The sequence below is a fragment of the Arthrobacter sp. TmtSoilC48 genome, assembly GCF_059739425.1.
The window spans coordinates 1,436,573-1,455,771 of sequence record NZ_AP046049.1 but is presented as its reverse complement, the minus strand read 5'-3'; the positions used below and the strand labels follow the sequence as shown (position 1 = coordinate 1,455,771).

Genomic DNA, 19,199 nt, shown 5'->3' with positions numbered 1-19,199 from the left:
TTGTTCCACTCTATGGCCCTTGGGCGGACTCAACAAAAGCCGGTACTTCCGGGTAACAGAGTCCCGTGGTCCTCAGCCTTCGAGAACTTTTTTCAATGTACGGGTCAAGCGCTGCTCGTCGATCTTCCAAAAGTCGCGCTGGACCCCATCCACCAGCACCACTGGAATTTCCTCCGCGTAACGCTCCTGCAGTTCTGCCTTTCCGTCAATTGCCTGCTCGGTCCACTGGATGCCCAGTGCCGAGGTAACGCGCTCGACGGCGGCACGTGCCTCCGTGCACAGGTGGCAGTCAGCTTTGGTGAGGAGGACGACGTCGGGAATAGCCATGACACAACGGTAACCGCCCCAACGCTCTCTCACATCCCACCCCCTTCCCGGCCATCCCTCTCTCACATCCCACCCCCTCCCGGCCACCCCTCTCTCACATCCCACCCCCCTCCCGGCCACCCCGTTACCTTTTTCGTAGCCCGTTTCCTGGTGCAGGATGTGGGTGTGCTGGCCTGCTGATCCCGGCATGATTGTGATCCTCTGTTGTTGATGATCTTGAGAGTGTTGTCACCGGGGTTGGCAGGTGTCGGGGAGACCGCTTATAGGGGCAGGACAGTGTGGGAACGTCGTGCGTAACGTGGATGCCGGGCCCTGACACCGCGGACAGGCCAGCACGGGAGCTGACTACGACTGGAGGTGCCAACGTGATCGCAGAACACGAAACGGTTGAGGTGTTCATCGGACTGGATGTGGGCAAGGGCGAGCATCATGCCGTTGCCGTGGACCGGGCGGGAAAGAAGCTGCTGGACCGGGCGCTGCCTAACGACGAGGCCAGGATCCAAGACATTCTGGCCGAGTTGGAGCATCACGGCCGGATCCTGCTGGTAGTTGACCAGCCAGCGACCATTGGTGCGTTGCCGGTCGCGGTGGCCCAGGCCGCCGGTGTTCTGGTGGGGTATTTGCCTGGTTTGGCGATGCGCCGGATCGCGGACCTGCATCCCGGGGAGGCCAAGACCGATGCCCGCGACGCGTTCATCATCGCCGACGCGGCCCGGACCATGCCGCACACCCTGCGCTCGGTCCGGCTCGCTGACGAGCAGTTGGCCGAGTTGGGCATGCTGTGCGGGTTCGATGATGATCTGGCCAAGCAGGCCACGGCCACGTCCAACCGGATCCGTGGGCTGTTGACCCAGATCCACCCGGCGCTTGAGCGGGTGCTTGGTCCCAGGCTGGATCATCCCGCGGTCCAGGATCTGCTGCGGACCTGGCCCACCCCTGAAGCGCTGCGTCACGCCGGCAGGCGCCGGATCGCGAACCGGCTGACCAAGCTCGCCCCGCGCATGGGCGAACGCCTGGCAGATGAGATCATCGACGCCCTCGGCCGGCAAACAGTCACGGTTGTTGGGACGAACGCCGCAACGATCGTGCTCCCGGAACTGGCCGGAATGCTCGCCAGGCTCCATGAAGGACGCGCCATGGTTCACGCCCAGGTCGAGGCCCTTGTGGAGGCCCACCCTCTTTACCCGGTCCTGATGTCTCTGCCGGCAGTGGGCATCAGGACCGCAGCACGGATCCTTACCGAAGTCGCCGGGAAAGACTTCCCGACCGCGGGGCACTTGGCCTCTTACGCCGGCCTGGCCCCCGTGACCTGGCGTTCGGGGTCCTCCATCCGGGCAGACCGCGCCTCCCGCAAAGGCAACAAAGTCCTCAAACGCACCCTCTACCTCTCCGCCTTCGCAGCCCTCAAAGACCCGCAATCGCGCTCCTACTACGACCGCAAACGCGCCGAAGGCAAACACCACAGCCAAGCCCTTATCGCCCTCGCCCGACGCCGCTGCGACACCCTCTACGCCATGCTCAGAGACGGGACCCTATACCAACCCCAAACACCCGCAACCGCTTGACGAAAAACATAGGGGCACTCTCACATCCCACCCCCTCCCCGGCCATCCCTCTCTCACATCCACCCCGGCGGTCGCCCACCGTGCGCCCTCAACGCCGGGGCCGGGCGATTGACTAGACTCAAGGCATGCCCGACGAGAAGAACGCCGCCGTGGTCGCCGACGCCAAGGTGCCACAGCACACCGGCGAAGCCGCTTTCTTCGACGTCGACAACACGTTGATGAAGGGCGCGAGCCTCTTCCACGTGGCCCGCAAGATGTACGAACGCAAGGCATTCACCCTGTCCCAGGCGGCTGGCTTCGCGTGGAAGCAGTTCAAATTTGTCATGCGTGGCGAGAATATGGACGACGTCCATGCCGTGCGCGACTCGGCCCTGACCCTGGCTGCCGGGATAACCGTGGAGGACATCAAAGCCCTCGGCGAAGAAGTTTATGACGAAATGATCGAGTCACGGATCTGGCCCGGAACCAAGGCACTCGCGGAGCAGCACCTTCGTGTAGGCCGACGGGTGTGGTTAGTGACGGCCACACCCATTGAGGTTGCCACAGTCATCTCCACAAGGCTCGGACTGACGGGCGCGCTGGGGACCGTGGGCGAGGTCCATGACGGAATGTATACCGGCAAGCTTGTGGGTGACATCCTGCACGGGCCGGCCAAGGCCATCGCCGTCCAACTCATCGCTGATCAAGAAGGCTTGGACTTGGAACACTGCTGGGCTTACAGCGACTCTGCCAATGACATCCCGCTGCTGACTATGGTGGGGCACCCCGTGGTGATCAACCCCGACTCCAAGCTGCGCCGGCATGCCCGCGACAACAACTGGCCTGTATACGACTTCCGCTCCGGACGCCGTGCAGCAACCCTTGGACTTAAGGCCGCAACCGTCGGCGGAGCCATTTACGGACTGTGGCGAGGGTTCTCAAAGTTCCGTGGTCCCCGCTAGCCGTTCCGCTCTCACATCCCAACGCGTTTCCACCGTTCCGCTCTCACATCCCAACGCGTTTCCACCGTTCCGCTCTCACATCCTCCAGTAGCACTGGTCTGCCTGTGGATAACTTCTGCACGCTTTGCCGCTTCCAAGAAACAATGCGGGTATGCAGAATTCGCTACTCAACCCGTCCAGCCCGATCTTGCGGCCTTTCAGCCTGAACGAAGCCAAAGCAGCGGGCATCAACCCCGCTGCCATTTGGCGCAGCAGCAACATCCTTCCCGTTAGCCGTGGCTTGTACCGGCCAAGCGATTGGGATTTCGACCTTCCGGCAGCCGCCCGTTCCCTTTCCTCAGCCAGCCCTGGCGCTTGGATCTCCCACACAACTGCCGCCAGGCTCTATGGTTTTGTCTTGCCAGCGTGGCTTTCGGATTCCAATGAACTGCATTTGAGCAAACCCCGACATCTGCCATCTGTTCGGCGCAAGGGCATCATCGGGCACACGGAAAAGCACTTCGAGGGGGAGATTGAGCAAGTCCAAGGGATTTGGATGAGCACTCGAGCCCGAACATGGCTGGATTTGGCGCGTCGTCTCCCCCTTCATGACCTCGTATGCGTGGCAGATCAGTTGATCCGCATTCCGCGACCCGAGTTTGAGGGGCGCGATGCACCGTTTGCTACTGCCGAGCAGCTCCGGAACATGGTCGAACGACACAAAAACCGCCAAGGCGTAGTCCGTGCACGGCAAGCCCTTGACCTTATGCGCGTCGGGGCCGACTCGGCTCCAGAGACTTTACTACGTATGGCCATGCTTGATGCCAATTTGCCGGAACCTCAGCTTCAAGTGATGCTGCGCGCGAACGACCCCTTCTCGCCTTCAGCGGACTTGGGTTTCAAGGCCCGTCGCCTCGCGATCCAGTACGACGGCGGCCATCACCTTGAGGAGGAGCAGATGCATAGCGATCGGCGCAGGGATAAGGCCTTCAGAGCAGCCGGTTGGACTGTCCTTGTCTTTGGAAAAGAGGACCAGGCGGACAACTTCGGCAATGCCGTTCGGCAGATCAAGAGGGCCCTGCGGACTGCATGGATGGATCCATCCGTTGCCTCCGGGTTTGCCAGGAACGCGATGTGAGCGAGCATCACGCCAAACAGGCCAGGATGTGAGAGAACATCCGGCCAAACAGGCCAGGAAGTGAGAGAACATCCGGCCAAACAGGCCAGGAAGTGAGAGAACATCCGGCCAAACAGGCCAGGAAGTGAGAGAACATCCGGCCAAACAGGCCAGGAAGTGAGAGAACATCCGGCCAAACAGGCCAGGAAGTGAGAGAACATCCGGCCAAACAGGTCAGGAAGTGAGCGAACATCCGGCCACAAACGCCCCGATGTGAGAGAGCAAAAATGCCCGCCGCCTTGGAGGCAACGGGCATTCACGCTTGGTGAAGTATCTCTACTTCTTATTGCGGCGCTGGTGGCGAGTCTTGCGAAGCAGCTTGCGGTGCTTCTTCTTGGCCATACGCTTGCGGCGCTTCTTAATAACTGAACCCACGAAAGTTCCTTACAAACTAGATGAAGGTCCTGTCTGTTGGAACGGATCCGCGGACTAGCAGCAGACAGTACAACTGACAGATTCTTACATTGACGTAAAACGTTCCTTAACAGAGTACCGCTTCAAAGGGGCACCCCGTGACCACGGTCCGCGGGACGGACTCCGGCGCCCTCAGGCGGTCTCCGATTGTCCGTCGACCACAGCACCCTTGAGGTACTGGGCCACGGCTTCTTCAGGCACCCGGAAGGAGCGGCCAAACCTGACGGCAGGCATTTCCCCTGAGTGGACCAGGCGATACACAGTCATTTTGGAAACACGCAGGACGTCGGCTACTTCAGCCACAGTCATGAAACGCGCATTCGAGAAGTTAGTCTCCGCGGACATTTCCCATATTCCTTTGCTCTCAGCTGGACAGGACACCCCCAGTAGAACGGTGTGCCGATGCTGAGCCATCAAACAACCATGTGCTAGATACTCTAGAGGCTGAAGTGACCAATGTGAAAGCATTTCCGGTAAGTGGGACTCTACTCCCCGGCTACTCCCCCGGCTACTCCCCCGGGACCAGCCGGCGCTTCCGGGCCGACGCAGCGAGCTGCTCCAGCACTGAAGCGGTGACGTCCCATTCCATGCAGGCATCGGTAACGCTCTGGCCGTAGACCAGTTCCTGCTCACCAGCCAATTGCTTGGCGACGTCGAGGTTCTGCGCCCCGCCCACCAGGAAGCTCTCCAGCATCACGCCGGCAACAGGAGAAGAAGAACCGGTTTCAAGCTGCGCACCGATTTCCAAGGCAACTTCGGCCTGGCGGTGGTGGCTCTTGCCGCTGTTGGCGTGGCTGGCGTCCACGATCAGGCGTGGGTTCAGTCCCTTGGCGGCGAGTTTGGCGGAGGCAGCGGCAACGTCTTCCTGCGAGTAGTTGGGGCCCTTGCGGCCGCCGCGCAGAATCACGTGGGTGTCCGGGTTGCCGGACGTGGCGACGAGAGCCGCCCGGCCGTCGTCGTCGATTCCGAGGAAAGCCTGCTCAGCCGCCGAGGCGCCACAGGCATCGATGGCCACCTGGAGGTCGCCGTCGGTTCCGTTCTTGAAGCCGATGGGCATGGACAGCCCGGAGGCGAGCTGGCGGTGGATCTGGCTTTCCGTGGTGCGGGCGCCGATGGCACCCCAGGAGACGAGGTCCGCCATGTACTGGGGGCTGATGGGTTCCAGGAATTCCGTGGCGGTGGGCAGTCCCAGCGCGGTGACCTGCTTGAGGAAGCCGCGGGCTGCCCGCAGGCCGGCGGCAATATCGTGGCTGCCGTCCAGGTGGGGATCGTTGATGAGGCCCTTCCAACCGACTGTGGTGCGGGGCTTCTCGAAGTAGGTCCGCATGACGATCAGCAGGTCTTCCTTGTGCTTCTCCGCCTGGCTGACCAGTCGGCGCGCGTATTCCAGGCCGGCCTTGGGATCGTGGATGGAGCAAGGCCCGACGATGACCAGCAGGCGGTCGTCCACGCCGTCCATGATGGCCCGGACTTCATCCCGCCCACGGTCGACGACGGCAGCTGAGCGGGCGTCCAGCGGCAACTCGGCGATGAGGTCCTGAGGGGCCGGAAGGGGCTCGAACCGGGCCACCCGCAGGTTGGAGGTGGCGGGCTGGGAAGCTTTCCCGGCAGCGGGGAGTGCCTCGTTATCGAGTGTCTCGGTGGATTCTGCAGCGATGCTGGTCATTTCTGGGTCCTGTTCCGGATGCGGAGCGGGCCCCTTTTCAGAACCCGCCGGATATGGCGAAGGGCAGAGAATAATCTCTGCCCTGCTGGCTCTGAAGGAAAGTTGGATGCGTGTCAGTTAGACGCGGGCCCCTCCAGAGCCAACGAAAAATACGCATACCAACGCTTAGTCATAGCCACACCATAACCGCGGTTCGTCAAACCGGGCAAATTGGGTCCGTCATGATGACAAAAGTTTGCGGAGGAACTGGAGCTGCTTGATCCAGTGGTGTTCCTGGCCGCCCTCGTGGTTATTGAAGCGGTAGACCTCGATGTCCTTGGCGGGCGCATTTCCGCCCGAAGCCGGGTTCCCAGCGCCGTAGTTGTTGAAGCTCGCAAACACGGTTGACGGCGGGCAAATATCGTCCATCTGGGCTGCTGAGAAGAGGGCAGGCACCGTGGCTGCCCGGCCGAGATGCACGCCATCAAAGTAATTCAGCACGGCGAGCATGGGCTCATACTTGTCGCGATGCCGCCCCAGGAAGCCGGCAATTTCCGGGTATGGCCCACGAGGCGCGATCTCGATCGCACGGGGAAAGTCCTGCAGGAAGGGGACGTCGGGCAGCGCGGCGATGACGCCGTCGAGCCTTCCAGCCACCAGCCCGGCGGCCGCCACCGTAATGCCACCTCCTTGGCTGATACCGGCCAGCACCACCTTGGAAGGGTCGACGGCGGGATGGCTCTGCGCCGCTTCTACCGCACGGAAGGCGTCCACGTAGACCCGGCGGAAGTAGTAATCGTCCTGATGGCCGGCTCCCCGGGTCATCAGGCCTGCATAGTTGATTCCGCCGGCCGACGGATGTGGATCCGGGGTGTCACCGGATACGCCCCCGTAGCCCTGGCCGCGGGTGTCCATGATGAAGTGGGCGTATCCAGCCTGCGCCCACCGGGTGTTCTGGTTGACCAGTCCGCGTCCGCCGGAGTAGCCGATGTACTCCACGACAACGGGAAGCTGCTGCCCGGGCTCAAGGTGCGACGGAACGTGGAGCCAGCCCTTGATGCGGTCTCCCCCGAAGCCGGAGTACGTGACGTCGTACGTGTCCATGACGCTGAGGTAGTTGTCCACGGGCTCGAACGCAGCATTCAGGGGCAAGGCCCGGGCCTCGGCGAGGGTGCGCTCCCAGAAAGCGTCGAAATCAGTAGGCGGAACGGCGCTGGAGGTGTAGTTACGGAGCTGCTCAAGGGGCAGGTCAAAGAGAGGCATGAGGACATCCTACGTCATAGGGTTGTGTCGCCGGTCACCAGGACGGGGACTTACAAGGGAGTGATCACGAGGTTTCGGTAAGCCGCCCGCAGAGGGGCCATTTGGCGGATTCCAAAGTAGCCGCCGCCCAGGAGTTCCTGGCTGGTGTCCACCCAGTCGAAGAGAGGCAAATCATTAATCGAAAAGGCCACACGGGGACCAGCTTTGATGACTTCCATCCGATAAAAGCCGCCTGCATCTTCAGCTGGAGGAAGCGGGTCCGCTCCCTGCGCTACAAGTTCGAAGCCGGCACTTTTGCGCAGGTTGCACGTCCTGAAGGCACGCTCCGCGGCGTATTTGTGGCGGAAGTAGGAGATGTGGAGCGCATCAATATCCCCCGAGTGGTACTGCGGATAGTAACCGGTCCGCGGTGCCAGCGAAGCGGAGAACAGATCCTTGCCATCGTGCCCCCGCGCGGAGAAGAACACCATGGCCAGGCCTGGTTCCTCAAGCGGAAGGAACTCCCATCCGATCCGGACATGGTCCGGGATTTCCTCAGGGCACCAGAGGGTCCAGTGGGCATGGTCTCCGTGTTCCTCTGGGTCAAGGGAGCCCGACAGAACCAGCGCCCTGGTTCCGTCGCCGCCCAAATCCGGGCCGCCGTCGTCGTACACTCCGAACTGGACCGGCCCTTCGGCGACCCAACCAGCGATATCCGAAGGACCCCGCAAGGGGTTGGAGTAGATCAAGCGCCCACTCCAGCTTTGAGGGTGGCGGCCAACCCATAGCCGAGCGCTTCGAGCTGCTCCGCAACGTACACCGCAATCCGGCGCGCACCCGTCTCATGGAAGTGCGTGTTGTCCTCAAGGCCGCCAGCCCAGTGCGCATGCTCGCCGGGAGCGAAGTGGAAGAACAACTCTTTGGACCCCTCGTCCCCCAGCTCCTGGTACAGCGCGCGGGTCCACTGGTTGAGGTCGATGACGTCCAGCCCCAGCTCCATGCAAAGTTCACGCACGACGGCGGGATAGTCACCCAGCGTCTGCTGCAGCGTTCCATCCAGGAAGTTCCGGCGTTCCACCGGTGTACACAGAATGTTAATGCCGCCCTTGGAACGGACATCGGCCACCATCCGCTTCAGGTTCTCCATATAGCCCGTTCGGGCAGCGAGGTGCCCGCGCTTTTGGTCGTTGTGCCCGAACTGGATCAGCACGAGGTCGCCCATACCGGTCTGGTCCAGCAGCTGATACCAGAGGCCTTCACCGCGGAACGACTCCGTGGTGGCACCGCCCTTGGCATAGTTGTGCACCGCAGCCCACCAATAGGTTTCGGGCGCGAGGTGGGCTCCCCAACCGCTCATCGGGTATTCGTAACTGGGGCAGGCTGCCACAGTGGAGTCGCCCGCGAGGAGGATTTTCATGATTTTCCTTTCATCAAGGAGCTGTTACCCCTTAACCGAACCGATCAGCATTCCCTTGGCAAAGTGCTTCTGCAGGAACGGGTAGAAGATAAGGATGGGCAGGGTTGCCACCACGATCACGGCAAACTTGATGCCTTGCTCGGGCGGAATGTATGACGGATCCACGTTGCCGGTGCCAAGGAGATCCGAGGCGGCGGTGACCTGGCGCAGGTACATCTGAAGCGTCCACATGTTGTTGTCGCTGAGGTACAAAAGCGGAGACATGAAGTCGTTCCAAATACCCACCGCGTAAAACAGCGCAAACGTGGCCAACACCGGCTTGGACAGCGGCAGCAGGATCCGCCAGAGGATTCCGATCTCCGTCGCGCCGTCCATCTTGGCCGATTCCTCGAGCTCCGCGGGGAGTTCCTGGAAGAAGTTCTTGATGATGATCAGGCTGAACGGGTTGATGGCCGCAGGCAGGATGAGCGCCCAGTAGCTGTTCAGCAGGCCCAGGTCCTTCACCAGCAGGAACGTTGGAATCATGCCGCCTGAGAAGACCATGGCAAAAACCACCAGGGACAGGATCAGTTTCCGGCCCCGAAGTCCACGTTTCGCCAGCGGGTAGGCCATGGTGACCGTGAGGACCAGCTGCACCAGCGTCCCAACCAGCGTGACCAGCACGGTGGTGATCAGGGCTTTGGTAAATGCCGGCGTGGAGAAGATGTACTCATACGCCCCCAGCGTGAATTGCTCCGGCCAGACGAAGAACGCCCGTCGGGTGATCTCTGCTTCGTTGGCGAAGGATCCTGCCAGGACGTAGACGAAAGGCAACAGCGTGATGATGCCGATCAGGGACAGGAAGACGTAGTTGGCGGCATCGAAAATCCGCCCGCCGCGCGTGTTGTGAATCTTCATTAGAAAAGTCCGCTCTGGTTGAACCGCTTGGACAGCCAGTTGGTGCCGAAGATCAGTACGATGCCCACCAAAGACTTGAAAAGCCCGACGGCGGTGCTGTAGCTGTAGGCGCCTTGGGTGATGCCTACGAAGTACACGTAGGTATCGAAGACGTCGGCCACGCTGCGGTTGAGTGCGTTGGTCATGAGGTAGATCTGCTCGAAGCCGGTGTTGAGCATCTGCCCTATGGCCAGGATCAGCATCACGATGATGGTGGACCGAATGCCGGGCAGGGTGATGTGCCAGACGCGCCGGAACCTGCCGGCGCCGTCGATAATCGCGGCCTCGTACTGGTCCTGGTCCACGGTAGCCAGTGCCGCCAGGAAGATGATTGTTCCCCAACCGGTGTTCTTCCAGATTTCCTGGAGCACGATCAGCGGCCGGAACCAGTTCGGATCGGACAGGATGTCCACGTTGGTGCCGAACAACCCGTTGACGAACTGGAACAACGGTCCGATGTCCAGGGCGAAGAGCAGGAAGCTCAGGGACGCCACGATGGTCCAGGACAGAAAGTGCGGGATGTAGACGAGTGTCTGGACGGTTCGCTTCAGAACCGAAAGCCGGACCTCGTTAAGCAGCAATGCCAGAACGATGGTCAGCGGGAAGGCGATCCCCAGGTTCAGGAAAGCCAGGATCAGTGTGTTGCCCAGCAGCCGCGGAAAGTCCGGGTTGGCGAAGAAATCGGTGAAGTTCGTCAATCCCACCCATGGACTGCCGTTGACGCCCAGGAACGGAACGTAGTCCTTGAAGGCGATGGACACCCCGTACATGGGACCGTACCGGAACACTGCGAAGTACAAGGCGCCGGGCAGGAGGAGAAGATACAACCATTTGTAATGTGCGAAGTGGACTGCAAAGCTGCGTCGCCGCGCCGGGGCGGGCGGCACGCTGGCCGCCCGCTCCGGGGCCTTGGCTTCGACGACCGGGGCGGTCACTTCCTGGTGTCCTGCCACAGCTTGTTTATTTCTTCTTTGACCTTGTCACCGCCGCTGGTGTTCCACAGCTTGATGGCATCCTTTAAGCCCTGCTCGTCCAACTGCCCGGCCAGGTACTTGATGCGGGCATCGGCCACAATGTTGTCCAGTTGCGCGCCCTTGGCTACATACGTGGGGGAAACGAAGGCCGCGGCCGGGTTGTATACGGCACTCTTGAGGTCGTTTGCCATCACTGCAACGCGATCGTCAAAGACTTTCTGCTCGTACTCGGACGCCTGCTTCACCGGGTAGAAGTTGTTCCCCGTGACGTTGGTTCCAAGTTGCGCGTAGCTCTTGATGTCGGTGTTGACTACCTTGCCCTCCGGCGTTTCCGGCTTGATGGTGGCGGCGAGGCCGTCCTCAACCGTGAAGTTGACTCCCTCGATGCCGTTGTTGAGAAGCACTGCAACTTCTTTGCTGTTGAGTTTGTCCAGGAATGTCAGGACGTTCTTCAGGTCGGCTTCGGTTTTGACGCTGGACTTGGGGATGGCCAGAAAGCCGGAGTAGCCGTCGGTAGGGTGGGCGTGCAGTTCACCGTCCGGGCCCTTAAGGCTGCCAACGAAGCCCACTTTGTTCTGGAAGTCGCTCGGGTTGGCCTGCTTGAAAAGGTTGATCAGTACGCTGACCCGGGAGTCGACGTCGACAATAATGCCGCCCTTGCCGTTGAAGAAAGGTTCATTCCATTTGGTGGGATCGAAGGTGGCGAAGTCGGGGTTGATGAGCTTCTCGTCCACCATCTTCTTGATGAAGCGATCAGCCTGCAGGAATTCCTCGGTTTCGAAGCTCGGCACCAGCTTGCCGTCCCGCTCGGTCCAGCGGTTTCCGGCGCCGAACCAGGTCTCGATCATGTCGTAGGGGCTGTTGGTGCCCAGGGCGCCCCATTTGGGAATCGTGATGCCGTAGGTATCGTTCTGGCCGTTGCCATCCGGATCCTGCTCGGTGAATGCCTTGGCCACTTTGTACAGGTCTTCGGTGGTCTCCGGCGCCTTCAGACCCAGTTTGTCCAGCCAGTCCTGGCGGAACATCACGGCGGCGCGGATCGGATTACGAGCCCGGAAAACCCCATAAACCTTGCCGTTGACGCTGGCGTTTTGCTGGACCTCGGGGAACGTGGTCTTCAGGTTCGGGTAGTCCTTCAGTTTATCGGTGAGGTCCCAGAACGCCCCGGCTTCTGCGTTCTTCACGAAGCCCGGCGACTTGCCCTGGACCACCAGGACATTCGGGATCTCGGAGGAGGCCAAGGTGATGTTCATCTTGTCCTCGTAGGAGGCGTTGGGCGCCCAAGAGATGTTGATGTCCTTGCCCGTGATCTCTTCAAGCTTCTTCTGCACGGCGCCGTCCGGCGTCGGCGGTTGTGCCTCCAGGAAGGGCGCCATGATCTTCACGGATGAGAGGTCCGACGCCGGCGCTTCGCCACCGCAAGCGGTCAGGGCCAAGGCGGCAGCGACGACGACGGCGGCCGCCAGCGTTGGTTTCTTACGGGACAGGACGTTGTAGGTCATTGCTGTTCCTTTTCCACTTCTTCGGGGTTGGTTGAGATCGAGGGTGTATCTGCGGAGTTGGCAGGAAAGCTCTTGAAACTCCACAGTGACGATTCGTTTTGATACGTTTCATTCATGCCGGCGACCGGGGTGTCCAAGGAGCGATGAAGGAGCATCCTGGTATCAACGGGAGGGCGGTTGCGTGGAGCCTCAGACAAGGTTGCCCTCCCGCCTGACGGCTGGGGCGGCAGTTGCCGGGGTTGCCGCTGCCGGGGTTACGAGGACCTCGGCCCCGGCCGCTTCGCCGGCGGCCATGGCGTGGTCGTTGGCAGCAAAGAAGCGATCGCACAGCCACCCGGTGACATAGAGCCACGCCCCGACCCCAAAGAACGGAATCAATCCGGGCACCGAACGGCAAACAAACACGGCGGCCGCAGTCACAAAAAGGAGAATGGCAGTGCCGGCGAGGTGCCTCATGGCAAAGCGTGAGGACATCAGGAAGTACTGGGGCAACGGCAAGGTGTAGCGGGCAAACATCGGGAAGAGGTAGCAGCACGCCCCGGCAACAAACAGGGCAGCGACGAAGATCGCCGCCGACGCTACTTGCGAGCCAAAGTCCCAACCCGCCGAGAAATACCCCCAGTTCAGGACGAGCGCTACGCCGACCATGAGCACAGGCAACCCAAGAGCATTCCCCTTGCCGAAGTTCTTGAAGTACTCGCGGGCGAAGCGGCGCACAAGCGGCGCGGCATCGCCGCGCACCTTCTCGCGAACCAGGATGTGAGCTGCCACAGTGCTGGGACCACACCCAAGGACAACGCCACCCAGTACCGTGAAAATGATCCACAGGATATTCAGGCATGCAATCCACAAGAGCGTGTCAAAGAGCGTGTAGGCCTTAAAGCCGAAGGCGGCAGACGCCATGGCATCCCCTCTCCATCGTTGCAGAAGAAGCCCGATCGGCCGGCAGGAAAAGTTGTTGCGAAGTGGCAGAATAACGAGTCATGCGAGCCGATCAGGGTAGCCCGGGTGGGCCGCGTCACAGTCAGTAAACGCTTTCCCGAAAATCTAGACGCATCCCCTCGGCAGAGTCAAGACAATTCTTGAATCGTTACATTCCAGCCAAATCCGCGCTACACTAGGCTCAGTCGGGTCTGGGAAAGCGCTTGCTAGGTGTAGCCTGAACCCGCCGGGACACTTCACGAATTACCTTGACGACGGCGTCATAGCCTCGTTGCAGCGCCAGCAGAGGAGAACCATGGACAAGCCGTCCGACGAATCAGCCCTGAGCACCAAGACGCCCGGGAGAGCCCCGGCGAGAATAGCCCTGGTTGGTGTTCACGGCTTCGGAGCACACCATCTGGGCAACCTTGAGCGTCTTGGCCATTTGGGAACGGTGGACCTCGTCGCTGTGGCGGATCCCAACCCGCCGGCACCCGGCGCGTTGCCGGAGAACACCGCCATTCACGCCGACCTGGATGCCCTGTTGGCCGGTGGACACCAGCCAGACGTCATTATCGTGGCAACTCCCATCCAGACCCATGCGCCACTGGCGCTCGCAGTGCTCGCCTCAGCCGCGGACCTTTATCTGGAGAAACCCCCGGTCGCGTCCATGCAGGATTTCCGTCGACTTCAGGAAGCCGCCACCGCTGCCGGCCGCAGCGTCCAAATCGGATTCCAAAGCCTCGGTTCACACGCCATCAAGGCACTTGAACGCCTGGCCAGCGGCGAAGCCACGGATGAACTCCCCGGTATTGGAACCCTCAAAGGAATCTCGGCTACCGGCCGATGGGTTCGGGACCGCGCCTATTACAAGCGGTCGCGATGGGCTGGAAAGCGCAGCCTGGACGGGGTGGACGTCGTGGACGGTGTGGCCACGAACCCGCTTGCCCACGCCATTGCCACGGCCTTGCGCATCGCCGGCGCCCGCACCGCAAACGACCTCGCTTCGGTGGAGACCGACCTCTACCGTGCCAACGACATCGAAGCCGATGACACCTCGGTGATCCGGATGCGGACCGTGGACGGGTTGCCCATCACCTGCGCCCTGACGCTTTGCGCCGCCGAGTCCGTGGAACCATACGTCACCCTCCACGGAACGGAAGGAACTGCCGTGTTCCACTACACGGAGGACCATGTCACAGTGCGCAACGGCGACGGCGAATCGACCCGCACCTTCGGCCGCGACGACCTCACCGAAAACCTGCTCCAGCACTTGTCGTCAGGAACGCCGCTCCTGAGCCCCTTGGATCACAGCGGCGCCTTCATGCGTGTCCTCGAGGCCATCCGCACCGCCGAGGCTCCCGCGCTCATTCCCCACACCAGTGTCGACTGGGTTGGCCAGGGCGATCAGGCCCACGCCGTCATCCCGGGCATCGAGGAAATCCTGGATCGTGCCACCCGCGCCCACGCCACCTTCAGCGAATTGGGCCTCCCTTGGGCCCGTCCGACCACCACGGGTGCGGAGCCTCTCTTCTCTTCAGGGAACAACCCTGCGGCCACCCTTCGCAGCGGAGCGGACCTCGAAACCGAGCTCTCGCCCCGGCCGTATCTCCACCCGGTCTCCACGTTGTCCGGCACAGTGGTGACCGATCACTTGCCGGCGGATCACGTTTGGCATCTCGGCGCGGGATTCGCCCTGCAGGACGTCAATGGCAGCAACTTCTGGGGCGGCCGAAGCTACCGCCGATCGGCTGGGAAGTATGTGGACCTCTTGGACCACGGCCGCATTGAAGCAGCGAAGATCACCCGTGAAGGCGACCGGACGACCCTTGAACTCGACTGGCTGGCCTCCGACGGCGGCTTGGTCCTCAAGGAGCGACGATCATACGGGCGGACCGTCGTTGACTCGCGCACTTGGCGCCTCGACATCGAGACGGAACTGCTCGCCGTCGTCGATGTTTCACTCGGCAGCCCCGGTTCGCATGGTGCCCCGGGCAGCGGCTACGGCGGCTTCTTCTGGCGTCTTCCTGTCAATGGCTCGCCCCGCGTCTTCTCCTCAACAGGTGACGGGGAGCCTGCCGTGCATGGTTCCGTTGCGCCGTGGCTGGCGTGGACGGGAGAGTTCGACGGCGGCCCTGCCACTCTGGTTTTTGCCGCGCCACCGGAATCGCCGGACCCATGGTTCGTCCGGTTGTCCGAATACCCGGCCGTCGGCTCGGCCCTCGCTTGGGACAAGGCCGTTGAGCTCCCAGCCGGATCCACCGTCAAGCGCACCAACTCCGTCTGGATCAGTGACGGAAGGCTGGATCTCCAGGAAATCCAACGCTTGGTTCGCCGAGATGGCATTTGATGGCAATGTTTTGCGTCTCAACTGTCATCTAATGCCGTCTCGCGAGCTAGCTGTATTGACCACGGACGTTGATGACGCTCGGCGTGGTTTGGTGACATGAAGAAGACCTCCGGGTGGAGTGGGGCTTGTCTAGAGTCCAATTCCACGCACGGAGGTCTTCATGTCCCACCCTAACGCTCTTCTGACGCCTCGTGGCAGGCTGCAGCTCGCGCAATGTGTCGTTGATCAGTGCTGGAGTCTGCGCCGGGCCGCGGAACGGTTCCAGGTCTCGGTTCCGACCGCCGCGCGGTGGGCGCGGCGGTACCGCGAGCACGGCCCGGCTGGGATGGAGGACCGCTCCAGCCGCCCGCATTCTTCCCCACGGCGGACGGCAACGCGTATCGAGCGGCGGATCATCGCCCTGCGCGTCAACCGCCGGTGGGGGCCTGCCAGGATCGGTTATCTGCTGGGCATCCACCCGTCCACTGTGCACCGCGTGCTGTCCCGTTACCGGCTGGCGAAACTGGCCTGGCTCGACCGCGGCACCGGAAGGGTGATCCGCCGCTACGAACACGACAGGCCCGGGGACCTGGTCCATGTCGACATCAAGAAACTCTGTGAGTCTTATCAGCAGCTGGTCTGGGACTGGCTGGCAGGATAGTATCGGCCGTCCGCCTCGGTGGTTGTGACTCAAAGAAACTATGACCAGTAGTGTCTTGCGTCCGACTTGTCCTTCCGTCGGGGTGGTCGGCCGGTACCTGTCCGGCCCACTTCGGTGACTTGATCAGAAGATTGTCCGCGTTGTTGAGCGCGTGACTCGTCACAGTGCTGTTCCGATGTGATTCCTACCCGGACCGGTACCGGCCTTTAGCGGCCGGACCTTGTCCATCGCTGAGGAAAGGTGCTGCACCGCCATGTCTATCGTTGCGCATTCCCACCCGTTTGTCGTGGGGGTTGATACCCACGCCCGGAATCATGTTTACGCCGTTTTCGCCGCTGGGACCGGCGAGCTGCTGGATACCCGGGAGTTTCCCACGACGCCTGCCGGCATCAGCAGGGCCATCGCCTGGGTCGCCCGCCGTACCGGGGCGGACGCTGACACGCTCTGGGTCATCGAAGGCGCCGCATCCTACGGGGCTGTCCTGGCCGGCACTGTTGCCGCCGAGGGCTTCCCGATCGCCGAGGCACCACGCATGGATGCCAGGAAGCGCCGCGGCGTTGGGAAGTCCGATGCCCTGGACGCCCACCGGATCGGCGCGGCCGTGCTGCCGCTGCCGCTGGAGAAGCTGCGCCGGCCCAGGGTGAACGACGGGGTCCGTCAAGCCCTGCGGATCCTGATCACGGCACGCGATGCGATGAGCACCGAGCGGACCCGCTCGGTCAACGCGCTCACCGCGCTGCTGCGCACACACGTTTTGGGAATGGACGCCCGGAAGCCTCTTTCAGTCGGGCAGATCACTGACGTCTCACGGTGGCGTGCACGCGAGGAGGAGCTCTCCCTGTCCATTGCCCGCGCCGAAGCGGTTCGCCTGGCCAGGCGTGTCCTCGAACTCGATGAACAGCTCAAATCCAACGAGAACCAACTGACCGAGCTGGTGCAGATCAGCGAGGCCGCGCCCCTGCTTCAGGAACCGGGCTTTGGGCCCGTCGCTGCAGCGACCTGCCTCGCCACCTGGTCCCACCACGGGCGGGTTCGAAACGAGGCCGCCTACGCCTCCCTGGCGGGCGTCAACCCGATCCCTGCGTCTTCAGGAAACACCGTCCGCCACCGCCTGAACCGCGGGGGCGACAGAAGCCTGAACCGAGCCTTACACATGGTCGCGCTCACCAAAATGGCCCACGATCCCGAGACCCGGAAATACGTCGAGAAGCGGCGGGCAGAAGGCCACACAAACAGGGAAATCCGTCGATGCATCAAGCGCTACCTGGCCCGGCGCATCTATAGGACGCTCAATGCCTCCTGCACTAATGCCGCTTGACAGACATAGAAGAGTCGGCCGGATCCCGGACGGCGGTGGACACCGGGTTCTGAGCAGGGCCGCCGGACGCCGAAACAAAGCCGGGACGCCGTCCAACCGCCGGCCCGGCTACCACTACCTCCACAACGCAGTCGATGACCACTCCCGCCTGGCCTACACCGAAATCCTCGCGGACGAGACAAAGGAAACAGCAGCAGCCTTTTGGCAGCGGGCCAATATCTGGTTCCAAGCCCAAGGGATCACTATCCAGCGGGTCCTGACGGACAACGGGAACTGCTACCGGTCCAAGGCCTTCGCTCAGGCCCTGGGCCCGGACATCAAGCACAAACGCACCCGCCCCTATCGCCCGCAGACCAACGGCAAGGTCGAACGGTTCAACCGCACGATGCTGGAGGAATGGGCCTACATCCGGCCCTACCGCTCCGAGGCCGAGCGTGTCGCAGCTTTCCCCGAGTGGCTCCATGCCTACAATCACCACCGAGCCCACACTGCCCTCAAGGGTCAGACACCGGCCAGCCGCGTCACCAACCTCCCAGGTCAATACAGCTAGCGCGCTTGCGCCACAGCAGCAACCCGATCACCACAGCGGATATCATCCCCAGTGCACCGGTCACCAGCAATGCGGTACGCACGCCGAAATCTTCCGTGAGCCAGCCAGCGAGCAAGCCTCCCAAGGCATGCCCGCCCAGGAGAAGTGGAAAGTAGAGAGCCAAGACCCTGCCCCGCACGCTTGGGCCGGCTTCGAGTTGGACGCTGGTGGCCGCACTGGTGAGGAACATGAGCGTCATGAAGCCAACCACCACGAGCATGGCTACGAACAATTCCTGAGTAGGCATGAGCGCGGCAAGGAACTGCGTGAACCCGAACAGTGCGGCACTACCCACGATCCCCTTGCGGCCCAAGTGCTTGATCCGGGGAGCCAGGAGAGCACCAGCCAAGGCTCCCAAGGCGCTGACCATATTGAAGAGCCCAAATCCGGCAGGACCGCTGTGCCACACACGGTCAGCGAATGCTGCAAGGACCACCGGACCGTTCATGCCGAACGCTCCCAGGAGCCCCGCCAACAGCATGATGAGCAAAAGCTGGGGCCTCGCCCTCACATACCTGAAGCCAGCCAGAATTTGTCCACGCCTGTCCCGCGGCAGAGCGTCGGGGTCGTGTGCGTGATGAAGCTCAGATGGCCGGATAATGGCGATCATCACCAAAACGGCCACCCCGATCCCCGCGTTCGTCGCAAACGCGGCGGCTGGGCCAGCCTGGGCAATGACGACGCCGGCCAGGGCGGGACCGAGCATGGCACCTAGTTGACCTATGGCACTGTTGAGGCCGATAGCCGCCGGCAGGCCGGCATCACCAACTACCTCGTTGACGAAGACTTGCCGGGCGGGCCCATCAATGGAGCTTGTAATTCCCAAAGCAACGCAGGAGCCATAGACAACCAACACATCCGTGCCGCCCATGGCATTCCAAACAGCTAGTCCAGCGGCCAGCAGTGCAGCCACAGACTGGCACACCATGAGGATTCGGCGCTTCGGAAAGAGGTCTACCAGCACGCCGCTGACAGGACCAACCACCAGCATGGGCAGGAATTGAAGTGCCACGGCCAACCCCACCGCGGCCGGGCTTCCAGTGAGCTGCAGGACAAGCCAATCCTGGGCGAGTCGTTGCATCCACACTCCGCCGCTGCCGACGAGCGAAAGCGTCACGAAGATCCGGTAATTGTGGTGGCGGAGTGGGTAGTGCCACGATTCGGTGGAGCGGGGACTTGGCGGTATGGCGTCTTTGCCGGCGGAGTTCGAGGTCTGGTCAGAGGGACGGGGCGGTGGCAACGGACGCGGTGGCACGGGGGGG

At 62.1% G+C, this 19,199-nt stretch carries 17 protein-coding genes and 2 pseudogenes; 7 read left to right on the top strand and 12 right to left on the bottom strand.

The features are described 5' to 3' along the window. Positions 1–72 precede the first annotated feature (72 nt). On the bottom strand, positions 73–327 hold the full coding sequence (locus AC6I97_RS06955; RefSeq protein WP_224088780.1) for a glutaredoxin family protein: 255 nt from the start codon (positions 325–327) through the stop codon (positions 73–75). Positions 328–629: 302 nt separating this feature from the next. Here AC6I97_RS06955 and AC6I97_RS06950 point away from each other — a divergent pair, with 302 nt between their 5' ends. From AC6I97_RS06950 to AC6I97_RS06940, 3 genes are all read left to right on the top strand, one after another. Beyond that, the gene (locus tag AC6I97_RS06950) at positions 630–1,892 is read left to right on the top strand and encodes an IS110 family RNA-guided transposase (protein ID WP_497944496.1); all 1,263 of its coding nucleotides are present in this window, start codon (positions 630–632) and stop codon (positions 1,890–1,892) included. Between the two features lie 125 nt (positions 1,893–2,017). After that, positions 2,018–2,833: an HAD family hydrolase gene (locus AC6I97_RS06945; RefSeq protein ID WP_224088781.1), complete on the top strand. Its 816-nt coding sequence runs from the start codon at positions 2,018–2,020 to the stop codon at positions 2,831–2,833. Between the two features lie 151 nt (positions 2,834–2,984). Further along, a complete protein-coding gene (locus tag AC6I97_RS06940) occupies positions 2,985–3,950 on the top strand; it encodes a DUF559 domain-containing protein (RefSeq protein WP_497944495.1) in 966 nt (321 codons plus the stop codon). 315 nt (positions 3,951–4,265) lie between these two features. Here the strand turns inward: AC6I97_RS06940 and AC6I97_RS06935 are convergent, their stop codons facing one another. The 10 genes from AC6I97_RS06935 to AC6I97_RS06890 all read right to left on the bottom strand — a co-directional run bounded on the left by AC6I97_RS06935 (position 4,266) and on the right by AC6I97_RS06890 (position 13,022). Further along, positions 4,266–4,364 carry a 30S ribosomal protein bS22 gene (locus AC6I97_RS06935; RefSeq protein WP_003792170.1) on the bottom strand — a complete coding sequence of 33 codons (99 nt, stop codon included), beginning with the start codon at positions 4,362–4,364 and terminating at the stop codon, positions 4,266–4,268. A 171-nt stretch (positions 4,365–4,535) separates the two neighbouring features. Then, a complete protein-coding gene (locus AC6I97_RS06930; RefSeq protein WP_017199160.1) occupies positions 4,536–4,748 on the bottom strand; it encodes a helix-turn-helix domain-containing protein in 213 nt (70 codons plus the stop codon). A 163-nt stretch (positions 4,749–4,911) separates the two neighbouring features. Continuing rightward, a complete protein-coding gene (locus tag AC6I97_RS06925) occupies positions 4,912–6,069 on the bottom strand; it encodes a 3-deoxy-7-phosphoheptulonate synthase (protein ID WP_224165272.1) in 1,158 nt (385 codons plus the stop codon). A 219-nt stretch (positions 6,070–6,288) separates the two neighbouring features. Beyond that, complete coding sequence (locus tag AC6I97_RS06920) at positions 6,289–7,311, bottom strand: acetylxylan esterase (protein WP_497944494.1); 1,023 nt, start codon at positions 7,309–7,311, stop codon at positions 6,289–6,291. 50 nt (positions 7,312–7,361) lie between these two features. Further along, complete coding sequence (locus tag AC6I97_RS06915; protein ID WP_497944493.1) at positions 7,362–8,039, bottom strand: DUF1961 family protein; 678 nt, start codon at positions 8,037–8,039, stop codon at positions 7,362–7,364. After that, positions 8,036–8,707 carry a rhamnogalacturonan acetylesterase gene (locus AC6I97_RS06910; RefSeq protein WP_497944492.1) on the bottom strand — a complete coding sequence of 224 codons (672 nt, stop codon included), beginning with the start codon at positions 8,705–8,707 and terminating at the stop codon, positions 8,036–8,038. The genes AC6I97_RS06915 and AC6I97_RS06910 overlap by 4 nt, the downstream gene beginning before the upstream one ends. Before the next feature lie 24 nt (positions 8,708–8,731). After that, positions 8,732–9,604: a carbohydrate ABC transporter permease gene (locus AC6I97_RS06905; protein ID WP_224088785.1), complete on the bottom strand. Its 873-nt coding sequence runs from the start codon at positions 9,602–9,604 to the stop codon at positions 8,732–8,734. After that, complete coding sequence (locus AC6I97_RS06900; protein WP_497944491.1) at positions 9,604–10,596, bottom strand: ABC transporter permease; 993 nt, start codon at positions 10,594–10,596, stop codon at positions 9,604–9,606. Before AC6I97_RS06900 ends, AC6I97_RS06905 begins: the two co-directional genes overlap by 1 nt. Next, entirely contained in the window at positions 10,575–12,119 is a 1,545-nt protein-coding gene (locus AC6I97_RS06895) for an extracellular solute-binding protein (RefSeq protein ID WP_497944490.1), read from the bottom strand. Before AC6I97_RS06895 ends, AC6I97_RS06900 begins: the two co-directional genes overlap by 22 nt. Positions 12,120–12,308: 189 nt before the next feature. Continuing rightward, positions 12,309–13,022: a YesL family protein gene (locus tag AC6I97_RS06890; RefSeq protein WP_497944489.1), complete on the bottom strand. Its 714-nt coding sequence runs from the start codon at positions 13,020–13,022 to the stop codon at positions 12,309–12,311. A gap of 334 nt (positions 13,023–13,356) precedes the next feature. On the opposite strand from AC6I97_RS06890, the gene AC6I97_RS06885 reads away from it, so the two are divergent. From AC6I97_RS06885 to AC6I97_RS06870, 4 genes and pseudogenes are all read left to right on the top strand, one after another. After that, positions 13,357–15,390 carry a DUF6807 family protein gene (locus AC6I97_RS06885; protein WP_497944488.1) on the top strand — a complete coding sequence of 678 codons (2,034 nt, stop codon included), beginning with the start codon at positions 13,357–13,359 and terminating at the stop codon, positions 15,388–15,390. Between the two features lie 160 nt (positions 15,391–15,550). Continuing rightward, positions 15,551–15,985 (top strand): annotated as a pseudogene (locus tag AC6I97_RS06880) (helix-turn-helix domain-containing protein); the annotation flags it as partial. Positions 15,986–16,283: 298 nt separating this feature from the next. Then, entirely contained in the window at positions 16,284–17,348 is a 1,065-nt protein-coding gene (locus AC6I97_RS06875) for an IS110 family RNA-guided transposase (RefSeq protein WP_497944487.1), read from the top strand. 7 nt (positions 17,349–17,355) lie between these two features. Beyond that, a pseudogene (locus AC6I97_RS06870) lies at positions 17,356–17,898 on the top strand (integrase core domain-containing protein); the annotation flags it as partial. Here the strand turns inward: AC6I97_RS06870 and AC6I97_RS06865 are convergent. Beyond that, positions 17,870–19,192 carry an MFS transporter gene (locus AC6I97_RS06865; RefSeq protein WP_497944486.1) on the bottom strand — a complete coding sequence of 441 codons (1,323 nt, stop codon included), beginning with the start codon at positions 19,190–19,192 and terminating at the stop codon, positions 17,870–17,872. The pseudogene AC6I97_RS06870 and the gene AC6I97_RS06865 overlap by 29 nt on opposite strands. Positions 19,193–19,199 lie beyond the last annotated feature (7 nt).